The sequence below is a fragment of the Pseudomonas sp. ACM7 genome (assembly GCF_004136015.1).
In the GTDB taxonomy this organism is placed as follows: domain Bacteria; phylum Pseudomonadota; class Gammaproteobacteria; order Pseudomonadales; family Pseudomonadaceae; genus Aquipseudomonas; species Aquipseudomonas frigoris.
In genome coordinates this window covers 4,139,541-4,153,775 of sequence record NZ_CP024866.1, presented here as the reverse complement: position 1 = coordinate 4,153,775, position 14,235 = coordinate 4,139,541, and the positions used below count along the sequence as shown (strand labels likewise).

Annotated in this window: 11 protein-coding genes and 3 tRNA genes; 10 read left to right on the top strand and 4 right to left on the bottom strand. The window is 58.9% G+C overall.

Annotation, left to right across the window (positions count from 1 at the left end; all coding sequences use genetic code 11):
• Positions 1-150 precede the first annotated feature (150 nt).
• Positions 151-360, bottom strand: coding sequence for a hypothetical protein (locus CUN63_RS19695; protein WP_129441727.1), 210 nt, complete (start codon positions 358-360; stop codon positions 151-153).
• 106 nt (positions 361-466) lie between these two features.
• The gene (gene dcd / locus CUN63_RS19690; protein WP_074874089.1) at positions 467-1,033 is read right to left on the bottom strand and encodes a dCTP deaminase; all 567 of its coding nucleotides are present in this window, start codon (positions 1,031-1,033) and stop codon (positions 467-469) included.
• A 354-nt stretch (positions 1,034-1,387) separates the two neighbouring features.
• On the opposite strand from dcd, the gene CUN63_RS19685 reads away from it, so the two are divergent.
• The gene (locus CUN63_RS19685; RefSeq protein ID WP_002554837.1) at positions 1,388-1,597 is read left to right on the top strand and encodes a cold-shock protein; all 210 of its coding nucleotides are present in this window, start codon (positions 1,388-1,390) and stop codon (positions 1,595-1,597) included.
• Positions 1,598-1,706: 109 nt separating this feature from the next.
• Here CUN63_RS19685 and CUN63_RS19680 read toward each other — a convergent pair whose 3' ends face one another.
• Entirely contained in the window at positions 1,707-2,714 is a 1,008-nt protein-coding gene (locus CUN63_RS19680) for a DUF481 domain-containing protein (RefSeq protein WP_129441725.1), read from the bottom strand.
• Positions 2,715-2,877: 163 nt separating this feature from the next.
• On the opposite strand from CUN63_RS19680, the gene CUN63_RS19675 reads away from it, so the two are divergent.
• From CUN63_RS19675 to CUN63_RS19660, 4 genes are all read left to right on the top strand, one after another.
• Complete coding sequence (locus CUN63_RS19675) at positions 2,878-3,231, top strand: MGMT family protein (protein WP_008153938.1); 354 nt, start codon at positions 2,878-2,880, stop codon at positions 3,229-3,231.
• Between the two features lie 44 nt (positions 3,232-3,275).
• Positions 3,276-4,841 carry an AmpG family muropeptide MFS transporter gene (locus CUN63_RS19670; RefSeq protein ID WP_046046261.1) on the top strand — a complete coding sequence of 522 codons (1,566 nt, stop codon included), beginning with the start codon at positions 3,276-3,278 and terminating at the stop codon, positions 4,839-4,841.
• Positions 4,842-4,985: 144 nt separating this feature from the next.
• Positions 4,986-6,701, top strand: coding sequence for a proline--tRNA ligase (locus CUN63_RS19665; RefSeq protein WP_129441723.1), 1,716 nt, complete (start codon positions 4,986-4,988; stop codon positions 6,699-6,701).
• A 17-nt stretch (positions 6,702-6,718) separates the two neighbouring features.
• Entirely contained in the window at positions 6,719-7,672 is a 954-nt protein-coding gene (locus tag CUN63_RS19660; RefSeq protein ID WP_129441721.1) for a hypothetical protein, read from the top strand.
• 127 nt (positions 7,673-7,799) lie between these two features.
• On the opposite strand, the gene dinB is transcribed toward CUN63_RS19660, so the two are convergent.
• Positions 7,800-8,861, bottom strand: coding sequence for a DNA polymerase IV (gene dinB, locus CUN63_RS19655; RefSeq protein WP_129441719.1), 1,062 nt, complete (start codon positions 8,859-8,861; stop codon positions 7,800-7,802).
• A 301-nt stretch (positions 8,862-9,162) separates the two neighbouring features.
• On the opposite strand from dinB, the gene CUN63_RS19650 reads away from it, so the two are divergent.
• The 5 genes from CUN63_RS19650 (at position 9,163) to CUN63_RS19630 (ending at position 14,077) form a co-directional block, all read left to right on the top strand.
• Positions 9,163-9,239 (top strand) — tRNA-Met (locus tag CUN63_RS19650).
• 231 nt (positions 9,240-9,470) lie between these two features.
• A tRNA-Met gene (locus CUN63_RS19645) sits at positions 9,471-9,547 on the top strand.
• A gap of 231 nt (positions 9,548-9,778) precedes the next feature.
• Positions 9,779-9,855, top strand: a tRNA-Met gene (locus tag CUN63_RS19640).
• A gap of 278 nt (positions 9,856-10,133) precedes the next feature.
• Positions 10,134-12,782, top strand: a complete 2,649-nt coding sequence (mprF, locus tag CUN63_RS19635) for a bifunctional lysylphosphatidylglycerol flippase/synthetase MprF (RefSeq protein ID WP_129441717.1) — start codon at positions 10,134-10,136, stop codon at positions 12,780-12,782.
• Complete coding sequence (locus CUN63_RS19630; protein ID WP_129441715.1) at positions 12,782-14,077, top strand: virulence factor family protein; 1,296 nt, start codon at positions 12,782-12,784, stop codon at positions 14,075-14,077. The genes mprF and CUN63_RS19630 overlap by 1 nt, the downstream gene beginning before the upstream one ends.
• The last annotated feature ends 158 nt before the right edge of the window (positions 14,078-14,235 follow it).

Below are 14,235 nucleotides of genomic sequence, written 5' to 3'. Positions count from 1 at the left end.
AAAAATCACAGGTTTCGCACGCCGCTACAGATCACTGTAGGAGCTGGCGAAGCCTGCGATCTTTTGATCTTGCTTTTCGGCTATAAAATCTCGCGAAAGCTTGACCGTGAACAGAGTATCTACAGGTTGCAGGACTGATGTAGTCAGACCTTAGGCAACGGGCGCGGGAGGCGGCTCATCCGGCAGCGTAGGCTCACCGGGCTCGTTGGGTTGTTCGTTGGGGGTATCGGGATCAGGCTGACCGGGGATGCCCCCCGCCGCGCTGATAGGTGGATGTGCCAACAAGGACCAGGCCAAAACGCCAACCTGATTGGGCTCAAGCCTTGCCAGTTCGGCACTTATTCGTGGATCGATCTTCATAGGGCACTCCTGAGCGATGGCCCCGTCCGCGTTGCGCGAACCGGGCAGTACACCCAATAGAGTGTCCACCCGTTCAAGAATTCCCACGACTTGCCAGACGAACGGATCAGGTGCGTGGCAGGGTGACTCCGCGCTGACCCTGATACTTGCCGCCACGGTCCTTGTAGGACACTTCGCACTCTTCGTCGGATTCGAAGAACAGCATCTGAGCCACACCTTCGTTGGCGTAGATTTTTGCCGGCAGCGTGGTGGTGTTGGAGAATTCCAGGGTCACGTGGCCTTCCCACTCGGGCTCGAGCGGCGTCACGTTTACGATAATGCCGCAACGCGCGTAGGTGCTTTTACCCAGGCAGATCGTCAGCACATTGCGCGGAATACGGAAGAATTCCACGGTGCGTGCCAAGGCAAAGGAGTTCGGCGGGATGATGCAGACATCGCTCTTGACGTCGACGAAGCTCTTCTCGTCGAAGTTCTTCGGATCAACGGTCGCCGAATTGATGTTGGTGAACACTTTGAATTCATCGGCGCAGCGTACGTCGTAGCCATAGCTCGACACGCCGTAGGAAATCACTCGGTCGGCGCCTTCGCCGCGCATCTGGCGCTCTACGAAGGGCTCGATCATGCCGTGCTCTTGCGCCATGCGGCGAATCCACTTGTCCGATTTGATGCTCATGGCGGGTGTCCTGAATAGCGAGGTGGAAAAAATCTGTCCGGCATCTTACCGGGCGCGCGCTTCGGGTTCAAAGTCCGGGTCACAAATCTTGCCGATCCCCCGTAATTTCCGGCCCTTGCGGGTAAACCGGCGGACCGTCAGTCATGAAAACAGAGAAACCTTCGCAGGAAGCATTGGCACGTTCCGGAAAAAGGGTTAAGGTGGCGCCACTGTGCTGCTTGTGTCACTGAGAATCTCTACACGATATGTTGAATTTCGATCCAACCATCTACAAGAATTTTTCCTGCTCTTTGCACTCAGTCTCGGCCAGGGTTCTTCCTGCGTCGCAGTTATCTTTGTTCAAGGAGTTACACCATGTCTAATCGCCAAACTGGTACCGTTAAGTGGTTCAACGATGAAAAAGGCTTCGGCTTCATCACTCCACAATCCGGTGACGACCTGTTCGTTCACTTCAAAGCTATCCAATCCGACGGCTTCAAAAGCCTGAAAGAAGGCCAACAGGTTTCTTTCATCGCTACCCGCGGTCAGAAAGGCATGCAAGCTGAAGAAGTTCAAGTTATCTAACTTGTACTTGCTTTAGTAAAAAGCCCCGCCCTCAAAAGCGGGGCTTTTTTGTGCCTGCCTGTTTTGCAGGCAAAAAAAATCGCAGCCCATGGCTGCGATTTTTTGCGTCCTACCAGGCCACGCCAAACCCTGCGGTGTAACGGGTCTTGTCCAAATCAGCATCGTCGGTGCCGCTGATGATGTCGCGCTCAGCCTTCAGGTTAAGCGACGCCCATTCGGTCACTTTGTAGCGCAAGCCCATTTCGGCATCGAGGGCGTAATCCGCCACGCCCGACAACGGCTTGCCCACTTCGCCGTTCGTGAAGAACTCCACCTTCTTGCCAATCAGGTAGCGGTTGTAGTCCCACTTCATCGCCACGGAATAGAAGTTTTCTTTGCTGCCGTCAGCGAACTCATAGTCCGTGCGGTTGACCAGCGACCCCAGGGAAAATGCGCCCAGCTCGTCGTCCCAAAATTGGTAACCGGGGCCGGTACCGACTGTGCGCTGGCGGGCCAGCTCTTCGACCTTGTCGCGCTTATAGACCGCGCGCCCTTGCCAGAACCATTTTTCAGTCAGGAACCGGTCGAGCGAGTATTCACCCCGCCAGTTGTCGGTAGTGACCACGCCATCCTGAAATTCGCGGTTGTACTCGCCTTCTGCAGTGTGCCGCCATCTGCCATGACGCGCAGTGGTCTTGAAGTCGATATCGTAATCGTCGGTGTCCTTCTCGGCCCGCTGATAATCCAGCGCTGCATCGATATTACCCTTCCACACCAAATCCTCGACGACAGGCTTGGGCTTTAGAATCTGCTGGATACTTGCCAGCTCCACAGTCTTGGGAGCCTCGCCGTTAGCCAAGATGACCTTGCCGTCTTCTGCCGCATGCAGCGCCTTGGCCTTTTCGCCGGTGTAGGCATCCTGCTTGACCAGCAATTCCTGATCGCTTTCCAGGGTTTTAACCTGTTTCCAATCGATCGGGACGGAACCGGCATACTCAGTCTGGATCAACAGCTTGCCGCCATCGAAAACGGTGATCTTGCCGCTCAGCTTGTCACCGTTCTTCAACCAGACGGTATCGGCGAGCAAGGGCGTGGAGGCACTGACGACAGCCAGGCACAGCAGGGTTCTGGACAACATAAGCAAATACAGGCTCAAGTTTGCGAAAAAAAGTCGGCATTATCCATACGAATAAAACCCTAGCAAGGACTGACCCGACTATTTCTATTGAGTTCATTTCTCAATGGGTGATCCAGGATTTACTCTACAGACGGTAAGGCGAACTTTTTCAGGAACTGCCGACGTGACCGACTCAACCACTGAAACCGATAGTCCGGCGCAAATCCGACGCACGGCGCTGTACCTGACACTGGCGCAAGTCCCGGAGGGCAAAGTCGTGAGTTACGGTCAGCTCGCCGAGCTGGCGGGACTGGGTCGTGCCGCCCGCTTCGTCGGACGGACATTGAGCCAACTGCCGGGCGACAGCAAATTACCCTGGCACCGCGTGCTCGGCGCCGGCGGGCGTATCAGCCTGCCTGCGGGCAGCCCGTCAGGGGATGAACAACGCGCGCGTTTGCGCATGGAGGGCATCAGTATCCTGAACAATCGTGTTGATATTCAGCGCCATGGCTGGCGCCCGGTAGAGCACAGCGGTTAGAGTGCGCGCTTTGTTTCCGTATTTCTTGAGGCAGACTCCAGCCCATGCCCCGTAAAACCTGGCGCGCCGCGCTCGCCGCCTATGCCAGCCCATCGACCCTTGTACTGTTGCTGCTTGGTTTCGCCGCCGGCCTGCCCTACATGCTGGTGTTTTCGACACTTTCGGTCTGGCTGCGCGAAGCCGGTGTGGCTCGCGAAACCATTGGCTATGCAAGCCTGATCGGCCTGGCCTACGCCTTTAAATGGGTCTGGTCACCGCTGCTCGACCAATGGCGCCTGCCATTTCTCGGCAAGCTCGGTCGACGACGTTCCTGGCTGGTGCTTTCCCAGGCACTGGTCATCCTCGGCCTGATAGGGATGGGTTTCTGCGACCCGCAAAAGCATTTGTCCTGGCTGATCGCCATTGCTGTGGTTGTCGCCTTCGCTTCGGCGACGCAAGACATCGCGGTCGACGCCTATCGCCTGGAAATCGCTGAAGACAGCCGTCAGGCCGCGCTCGCCGCCAGTTACATGTCGGGTTATCGGATCGCCGCGCTCCTGGCCACCGCCGGCGCCCTGTTCTTCGCTGAAGGCTTCGGTTCCACCGGTTTCAACTATAAGCATTCGGCATGGGCCGGCACCTACATCCTGTTCGGCGCCTTGATGGTTCCGGCGCTGCTGACCTCCTTTTTCATGCGCGAACCGCCGGTGCCGCTACGCACGCAGCTTCAGGCCGGGCGCTACAGCTTTGTGCATCAACTGGCCTCAGTGTTTGTGCTGATTGTGTTGCTGGTTTCAGTGCCGGCCATGTTCACCCAGCTGTACAACACCGATTTCGCCAGCGTGCTTTTCCAAGGCGTGAGCGTGCTCGACCTGCTGCTCGAAGACCGCGCGTTCCTGCGGGCGATCCTCTACACCACGCTCACCGCCCTGTGCCTGTCGGCCATTGGCCGCCGCGGCCTGGCGCCGGTGCTGACGCCGATCAACGACTTCATTCTGCGTTACCGCTGGCAAGCGTTCCTGCTGCTTGGGCTGATCGCCACCTATCGGATGTCCGATACGGTCATGGGCGTGATGGCTAACGTGTTCTATATCGACCAGGGCTTCACCAAGGATCAGATTGCCAGCGTCAGCAAGATCTTTGGCCTGATCATGACCCTGGTCGGTGCCGGCATGGGCGGCTTGCTGATCGTGCGCTTCGGCATCTTGCCGATTCTGCTCATCGGCGGCATTGCATCAGCGGGCACCAACCTGCTGTTCCTGATGCTCGCCGACATGGGCGCCAACTTGAACATGCTGATCCTCACCATTTCCCTGGATAACTTCAGCTCGGGCCTGGCGACCTCGGCGTTTGTCGCCTACCTGTCGAGCCTGACCAACTTGAAGTTCTCCGCGACCCAGTACGCCCTGCTCAGCTCGATCATGCTCTTGCTGCCACGCCTGATTGGCGGCTACTCGGGGGTCATGGTGGAGAAATTCGGCTATCACAACTTCTTCCTGATCACCGCCCTGCTGGGCGTTCCGACGCTGCTGTTGATCGCATTGCACTGGTTCCAGGAGAGCCGCCGCGAAGGTCCGACGCCAACGCCGACACCAGAACCGGTTCCGACCCAGGTCGCGGAAGAATCGTAGGTTCTTTAGCAGGATGCAGCGCCAAGGGCGCGGGGATTCCCGCCCTCCCGCCACACCCCGCCGACCGCACGCCTGTACGCCAGCAGATCTCGCCCGTACAATGCTCCGTCATTTCTCGTCATCAGCAACCGACAACGGCCAACCATGCGCACCAGTCAATTTTTGCTCGCCACACAGAAAGAAACGCCTTCCGACGCGGTCGTGATCAGCCATCAGCTGATGCTGCGCGCCGGCATGATCCGCAAACTCGCCTCGGGCCTGTACACCTGGCTGCCGATGGGCTTGCGAGTTATGCGCAAGGTCGAAGCCGTCGTTCGTGAAGAAATGAACGCCGCAGGCTCTCTCGAAGTGTTGATGCCGAGCACCCAACCGGCTGAGCTGTGGCAGGAATCCGGTCGCTGGGAAGAATACGGCCCTGAGTTGTTGCGCTTCAAGGATCGCCACGGTCGCGATTTCTGCGCCGGCCCGACTCACGAAGAAGTCATCACTGACCTGATGCGCAACGAATTGAGCAGCTACAAACAGCTGCCGATCAACCTGTACCAGATCCAGACCAAATTCCGTGACGAGATCCGTCCACGCTTCGGTTTGATGCGCGGTCGCGAATTTATCATGAAGGACGCCTACTCGTTCCACGCTGACCAGCCATCGCTGCAGGCCACCTACGACCGCATGCATCAGGCGTATTGCAACGTGTTCACCCGCCTGGGCCTGAAGTTCCGCCCGGTTGAAGCCGACAACGGCTCGATCGGTGGTGCTGGCTCCCACGAGTTCCACGTACTGGCCGAATCCGGCGAAGACGATATCGTCTTCAGCAACGGTTCCGAATACGCGGCGAACATCGAGAAAGCCGAAGCCGTGCCACGCGAGACCTCCCGCGCCGCACCTGCCGAAGAGCTGCGTCTGGTCGACACGCCGAACGCCAAGACCATTGCGCAACTGGTCGAAGGCTTCAACCTGCCGATTGAAAAGACCATCAAGACCCTCGTGGTTCAAGCTGAAGAGAAAGGCAAGCTGATTGCCCTGATCATCCGTGGCGATCACGAGCTGAACGAAATCAAGGCCGGCAACCAGCCTGGCGTTGCCAGCCCGCTGGTCATGGCCTCCGAAGCCGAACTGCGCGACGCCATTGGCGCCGGCGCCGGTTCCCTCGGCCCGTTGAACCTGCCGCTGCCAATCATCATCGACCGTTCCGTCGAGCTGATGAGCGACTTCGGCATCGGCGCCAACATCGACGACAAACACTACTTCGGCGTGAACTGGGAGCGTGACCTGCCGGTTCCGACCGTTGCCGACCTGCGCAACGTGGTCGCCGGCGACCCGAGCCCGGATGGCAAGGGCACCCTGGAAATCAAGCGCGGCATCGAAGTCGGGCACATCTTCCAGCTGGGCAACAAGTACAGCAAAGCGATGAAGTGCGAAGTGCTGGGCGAGAATGGCAAGCCAGTGACCCTGGAAATGGGTTGCTACGGCATCGGCGTTTCCCGCGTGGTGGCTGCGGCCATCGAGCAGAACAACGACGCCAACGGGATCATCTGGAGTGACACGCTGGCCCCGTTCCAGATCGCTCTGGTACCGCTGCGCTACGAAACCGAACAGGTTCGCGAAGCCACCGACAAGCTGTATGCAGAATTGACTGCCGCCGGCTTCGAAGTACTGCTGGACGACCGCGACAAGAAAACCAGCCCGGGCATCAAGTTCGCGGACATGGAGCTGATCGGCATTCCTCACCGGATCGTGGTCAGTGACCGCGGCCTCGCCGAAGGCAATCTGGAATACAAGAGCCGCACCGAGCCCGAAGCGCAAGCGCTGCCGGTCGCAGACGTGCTGTCCTTCCTTCAGTCCCGTATCCGCCGCTGACACCAGATAGAGAAGTCATGTTCAAGCGAAACACCTTAGGCCTCGGTGGTGCCGCCCTGTGCGGCACCCTGCTGGTCAGCGGCTGTGCCAACCACATGTCACAACGCAGCGAGCACGAGGAACGTGTCGAGCGTAAATTGCTCGATCACAGCCTGCAGATTGATGTCGGCGAGCCAAAGGTGCTTGAGCTGCCGCAACGTCGGGTGAAGATCCACGAGCAGAAGACTTTCGAAGTCACCGAATTCGAAGTCACGCGTCACTACGATCGCTATACGCCTTACCAACCCTGGCGGGAGGTTTACGAGATTCCGCTGGGCGCGGTGGCCGTGGTGGCCGGTGTCGGTGCGAACGTGGTCAACGTGTTCGCCCTCGGCAACCTGCCGGACAGCGTGACCAAGGATTGGTTGAGCTACGGTTTCGCCGGGCTCAACCCGTTCATGAACACGCAGTCTCATGGTCGCGCGCAGCAGAATCTGGCGGGAATCGACGAGGTCCAGCTCGACAAACGCACCGAGTACTCGAGCCTGCCATGGAGCGAGCGTCCGGTTGAGGTCAAGGCCGGTAAGGAAACGTTCAACTTGAGCACCGACAAAAACGGCGTTTTGCGCGTGAACCTGCTGGACAGCCCGTTTGCCGAACATGACATCAATCATTTGAGCCGGCTACTGATCAGTGTCCAGGATGCTCAGGACGACGTGCACACCAACTCGTCCCTGGCGGTCAGTAGCTCCTTGCGCGGCAAGCTGCTCGAAGCTCACGGGCTGATTTACGACGACCTCGAAGACGACGAAGTGAGCCAGTGGGTACACCGGGTCAAACGCTTGTCGGAACTGGGGCTGGAAGAAGAAGCCACCGAGCTGGAACAAAGCCTGATCGAACTGACGCGCAACGATCCCGAGTTGCAGACCGAATTCCTCAAGTCATTGACCAAGGATGCCGGGCGACTGGTAGCGGATCCGGGACCGAATTAAAGTCAAAAGCTTCGCGAGCAAGCCCGCTCCCACAGTTGACCGCGTTGTTCAGACGAATGCGATCTAATGTGGGAGCGGGCTTGCTCGCGAAAGCGGCCTGACATTCACAACAGCACCAAACCTGCCACTACCGCTCAAACAACTCCATCTGCTCAAACCCGCCCCGCAAATCCTCCAGCCTTACCCCAATACCCAGCAACCGCACCGGTTTCCCGCCGCGATTGAACGCCTGAGTCAGCAACAACTGATAGCTCCCCAAATCCCGCCCTGCCCCGGCCTGCTCCAGAGTGGTCTGGGTGAAGTCATGGAATTTCACTTTGACGAACGGCTTGCCCGGTCGATAGCTGCTGTCGATTCGCGCCATGCGGCCGGCGAGGGTCTCCAGTAACTCGGGTAATTTATCGAGGCAGCTCACCAGATCCGGCAGGTCGACGTCGTAGGTGTTTTCGACACTGATTGACTGCCGACGACTGTCGTTGTGCACCAACCGGTCATCGATCCCACGGGCCAGGCTCCAGAGTCGCTCGCCGAAGCTGCCAAATTCGCGCACAAGCGCCAACTTGCCCCATTCGCGCAGATGCGAACAATCGACGATGCCGAGCCTGCCTAATTTGTCTGCGGTCACTTTGCCAACACCGTGCAACTTGCTCACCGGCAAACCACTGACAAAATCCTCGACCTGATCCGGCGTAATGACGAACAAGCCGTTGGGCTTCTTCCAGTCGCTGGCGATCTTGGCCAGAAACTTGTTCGGCGCAACGCCCGCCGAAACGGTGATGTGCAGCTGATTAGAGACGCGACGGCGAATGTCTTGGGCAATCCGCGTGGCGCTACCACCGAAATGCGCGCTGTCGGACACGTCGAGGTAGGCCTCATCCAGCGAAAGCGGCTCGATCAAGTCGGTGTAATCGCGAAAGATCGTGTGAATTTCCTTGGAGGCTTCTCGATAGGCCTCCATGCGTGGCTTGACGATGGTCAGGTCCGGGCACAGCTTCAAGGCATGCCCGGAAGACATGGCCGAGCGCACCCCATAAGCCCGCGCTTCATAATTGCAGGTAGCGATCACTCCACGCCGATCCGCCGAACCACCCACTGCCAGGGGTTTCCCGGCCAGGCGCGGGTCGTCACGCATCTCGATGGCGGCGTAGAAGCAGTCACAATCGACGTGGATGATTTTTCGCTGCGTCATATAAAAGCAGTGTTCATGGTGAAGAAATGGCGTATTGGCGAGTCAGATCGGCAGTATCTCACTGACACCTGTATATAGCACCAGTAGTCTGAATGTTCTTTTCCACCCGTAGGAAAAGTGCCAGATGAATTTATTTTTTCAATCGAAAAGATTCACCCGATAGAGCTGAAAGCCCTGCCACACCTACCTTACAGCCAATCACCCAGCCCTATTTTCAAGCTAAGCGATTGAACGGGAAGAGGTTTTCTCTGGATTGAAGGTTGACAGCCCGCCGATCCTCTGTAGAATACCGACACACAGACGCGGGATGGAGCAGTCTGGTAGCTCGTCGGGCTCATAACCCGAAGGTCGTCGGTTCAAATCCGGCTCCCGCAACCAAACATCAAAAAAGGCTACTCGAAAGAGTGGCCTTTTTTGTGCGCGTCTCTTTTGTAGCAACGAGATAGAAAAGAGCGGGTAACGGCTGACGGTGCAGGATTGAGAAATCGTTCTGATTCCGAAACTTAAGTCTCCCCCACTACCGTTCGCCGCTCATTGACGCTTATTTGACCGTATTCAGGATTAACGGTAGACACTTCGGCGTTCGCCTGTAGAATGCCGCCACACAGACGCGGGATGGAGCAGTCTGGTAGCTCGTCGGGCTCATAACCCGAAGGTCGTCGGTTCAAATCCGGCTCCCGCAACCAAACATCAAAAAAGGCTACTCGAAAGAGTGGCCTTTTTTGTGCGCGTCTCTTTTGTAAAAATGATCATAGAAACGAGCGGGTACGTCTGACGGCGCAGAAATGATAAATCGATCTGATTCCGAAACATAAGACTCCCCCACTACCGTTCGCCGCTCATTTACGCATATTTGACCCTATTCCGGATTAACGGTTGACACTCCGGCGTTCGCCTGTAGAATGCCGCCACACAGACGCGGGATGGAGCAGTCTGGTAGCTCGTCGGGCTCATAACCCGAAGGTCGTCGGTTCAAATCCGGCTCCCGCAACCAAACATCAAAAAAGGCTACTCGAAAGAGTGGCCTTTTTTGTATCTGTTGAAAAAGTCCTTTCGCAACAATGATCTGCCACTGTGTAGCGAGCCGTTCAGGATCACCGATGCTCTGAGCCCAGACTATGCTGAGCCACAGACAGAACCCTCTACGACTGATGACGTACCATCGCCGATAGCCGGTGAGAGGCGTTAATATTTGTGATTATTTTTTTCTACAGGGATTGGTAACTTGGCTGGATACCCCCATCCTGTCGCGCACAATCCAAGAGGTGATTGATGCGCGCCAACTCGTCTGATCCACAAGACACCGTCACAGCGACACAACCGATCAAGGCCGAGCGTCTGCGCTTGCTGGATCTGGTCAGCAAATATCGTCAGCCTATCGGCCTGGCGGTCACTTTGCTGTTGTTCGCTATCGCGCTGATTGCCTGTCGTCATCTGCTGAGCGAACTCGACCTGTACGCTTTGCATGACTCGATTCTCGAAGTTCCGAAACCGGCACTGCTGGGCGCACTGGCGGCGACCGTGATCGGCTTCATCATTCTGCTCGGGTACGAATGGTCCGCCAGCCGCTACGCAGGTGTGACACTGGCACCGCGAACCCTGGCGCTGGGCGGCTTCACCGCCTTTGCCATTGGCAATGCCATCGGCCTGTCGATGCTCTCGGGGGGCTCGGTCCGCTACCGTTTATATGCACGTCATGGTTTGGGGGCTTCGGACGTCGCCCATATGACGCTGTTCGCCAGCCTTTCGCTCGGCTGCGCCCTGCCCCCACTGGCCGCCCTCGCGACCCTCAGCAACCTGCCGGCCGCCTCGGCTGCCCTGGGACTGTCCGAAGGTTTGCTGGGCATCGTTGCCGCGGCCGTCTTGCTGCTCTTCAGCGTATTGGCCATCGGCATCTACCGCCGTCGCCTTCCGGACCAGCCTTCCCCGGACAACCTGCTGATCAAGATCAAGGTCGGACGCCGCACCTTGCGCCTCCCCGGCCGCCGCCTGACCTTCCTGCAATTGATCATCACCGCCCTGGACGTGGCCGCCGCCGCGACCGTGCTCTATCTGTTGCTGCCGGAAGCACCGCCCTTCGGTGCGTTCCTGCTGGTGTACCTGCTGGCCCTGGCCGCAGGCGTGCTCAGCCATGTGCCCGGCGGTGTCGGCGTATTTGAAGCCATCCTGCTGGCCGCCTTCGCCGACACACTCGGCGCCGCACCACTGGCCGCCGCGCTTCTGCTCTATCGCCTGATCTATGTCGTGCTGCCCTTGCTGGTGGCCTGTGTGTTCTTGTTGATCAATGAAGGCCAGCGCCTGTTTCAGACACGTCAGACACTGCGCGCAGCCTCTGGTCTGGCCGCACCGATCCTCGCGGTACTGGTGTTTCTGTCCGGTGTCGTTTTGCTGTTCTCCGGTGTGACCCCGGAAATCGACACCCGCCTGGAACACATCGGTTTTCTGATTCCGCACCGACTGGTCGATGCCTCGCACTTCGGCGCCAGCCTGGCCGGCGTCCTCTGCCTGCTGCTCGCTCAAGGCTTGCGCCGTCGGCTGTCCGCCGCGTGGATGCTGACCACCATTCTGTTGCTGGTCGGCGCTTTGCTCTCTCTGCTCAAGGGTTTCGACTGGGAAGAAGCCTGCCTGCTGACCCTGACTGCGAGCCTGCTGGGGGTTTTCCGCAGCTCGTTCTATCGCCCGAGCCGTCTGACCGAGGTGCCGTTCTCGCCGCTGTATCTGGTGGCCAGCCTGTGCGTACTCGGTGCGTCGATCTGGCTGCTGCTGTTCGCCTATCAGGACGTCCCGTATAGCCATCAGCTCTGGTGGCAGTTCACCCTCGACGCCGATGCCCCGCGTGGCTTGCGCTCGCTGCTCGGCGCCGCCGTGCTGCTGGTGGTGGTGTCCCTGACCTGGCTGCTGCGCACCGCGCGCCCGATTATTCATTTGCCAACACCCGATGAACTGGGTCGCGCGGTAAAGATCCTCATGGCCTCCGCACAACCGGATGGCGGCCTCGCCCTGACCGGTGACAAGGCGCTGTTGTTTCACCCCAACGACCAGGCGTTCCTGATGTACGCACGCCGTGGTCGCAGCCTGGTGGCCTTGTATGACCCGATCGGCCCGACCCAGCAGCGGGCGGAAATGATCTGGCAGTTCCGCGACCTCTGCGACATCCACCACGCCCGTCCTGTGTTCTATCAAGTGCGCGCCGAGAACCTGCCGTACTACATGGACATCGGCCTGACCGCGATCAAGCTCGGCGAAGAAGCCCGGGTCGATCTGCTGCGCTTTGATCTCGAGGCCAAAGGCAAAGAGATGAAAGACCTGCGCTACACCTGGAACCGCGGCACTCGCGATGGCCTGTCGCTGGAGATCTTTGATCCAGGGCAAGCACCGATGGATGAGCTCAAGGTAATTTCCGAAGCCTGGCTGACTGGCAAGAACGTGCGCGAGAAAGGCTTCTCGCTCGGCCGTTTCAGCGATGATTACCTCAAACATTTCCGCGTCGCGGTGATTCGTTTCGAAGGGCGCCCGGTGGCGTTCGCCAACCTGCTCGAGACTTACGGCCATGAACTGGCCAGCCTCGACCTGATGCGCGCGCACCCGGATGCCCCCAAGCTGACCATGGAGTTCATGATGGTCGGCCTGATTCAACATTATAAAAATCATGGATACGCGCGCTTCAGCCTGGGCATGGTGCCGTTGTCGGGGTTGCAACCCCGTCGTGGTGCACCCCTGACCCAGCGTCTGGGCTCGATGGTTTTCCGCCGTGGTGAGCAGCTCTACAACTTTCAAGGCTTGCGCCGTTTCAAAGACAAATTCCAGCCTGACTGGGAACCCCGTTATATGGCCGTGCCCGCCGGACTCGATCCGCTGGTTGCCCTGGCCGACACTGCTGCCCTGATTGCGGGTGGCTTGACTGGATTGGTGAAACGCTGATGATTCAACGCTCATTGCGGTACGTACTGGCCACACTGGTAGTGCTGGCCCTGATTCTCGGTGGCGGTTACTGGTACCTGAAACGCCCGGCACCCGAACCGACCCTCGAACAGCTGACGCCGGCCGATGGCGCCGCGATGACCCGCGTCATCCCCGGCAACACGCCACGCGCGCAGGTGCTGGTGGCGGTAAATGAAGAGCAGAAGCTCAGCAACAAACAGTTGATGACCCTGAGCCGCGCCGGCTCGGCGCAGATTGTTCAGGTGATCCTGCCCAAAGACTGCTTGCTGCAAAGTCGCGCCCTGCAATCGGCCCTGAGAGAACTCAAAGGCCCGGCGACCCTGGTCAGCGGCATCGGCCCTGGCGCCGTGCTGGCATGGCGCTGGTTGTCCGAGCAGAAGAGTGACAAGGCCCAGGCCGTTTCGGTGGACCTGGCCCTGGAAAGACCCGGCTGCACTCACCTGCTACCGAAAAGCGCCGCTCACGGGCACTGGCTGGTGGCCTGGAACGACAACCCGGACGACACCAGTGCCGGCTTCGTGCGCGACCAACCCAATGCCGAAACCAGCATCAGTGACTACGACATCAACCTGCCGCAAGTGCTGAACAACGAACTGCGCAAGATCCTCGTTGGCGGCGATAAAGCCGCTGGCGGCTTGCAGATCCCGGTGGTCGAAGTGCCTGCCGGCCAAGCCAAGGACACCGTGACCCTGTTCCTGTCCGGTGACGGCGGCTGGCGCGACCTGGACCGCGACGTAGCGGGCGAGATGGCGAAGATCGGCTACCCGGTGGTCGGCATCGATACCCTGCGCTACTACTGGCAGCACAAGAGCCCGGAGCAAAGCGCCCTGGACCTCGCCGAGCTGATGCAGCACTACCGGCAGAAATGGGGCTCCAAGCGCTTCATCCTGACCGGTTACTCGTTCGGCGCCGACGTCCTGCCAGCGATCTACAACCGCCTGGAGGCATCGGAACAGCAGCGTGTCGACGCAATCATCCTGCTGGCCTTCGCCCGCACCGGCAGCTTCGAAATCGAAGTCGAGGGTTGGCTCGGCAACGCCGGCAAAGAAGCCGCCACCGGCCCGGAAATGGCCAAACTGCCGCCGGAGAAAGTGGTATGCATCTACGGCGAAGAGGAAGTCGACGAGAGCGGCTGTACCGACAAGACCGCGGTTGGCGAGGCGATGAAACTGCCGGGTGGTCACCACTTCGACGAGAACTATCCGGCGCTGGCTCAGCGGTTGGTTGATGTGATCGAGAAGCGTCAAGCGAAGGAGACGGCGGCTCAGGAGTGATCTGAGTCCTGCCTACGAAAAAGCCCCCGCAGCCTTAAGGTTGCGGGGGCTTTTTTTATTCATTGCAAACACCACAAATCCCCTGTGGGAGCGGGCTTGCTCGCGAATGCAATCTATCAGCCGACATCAATTTTGAATGTCAGACCGCTTTCGCGAGC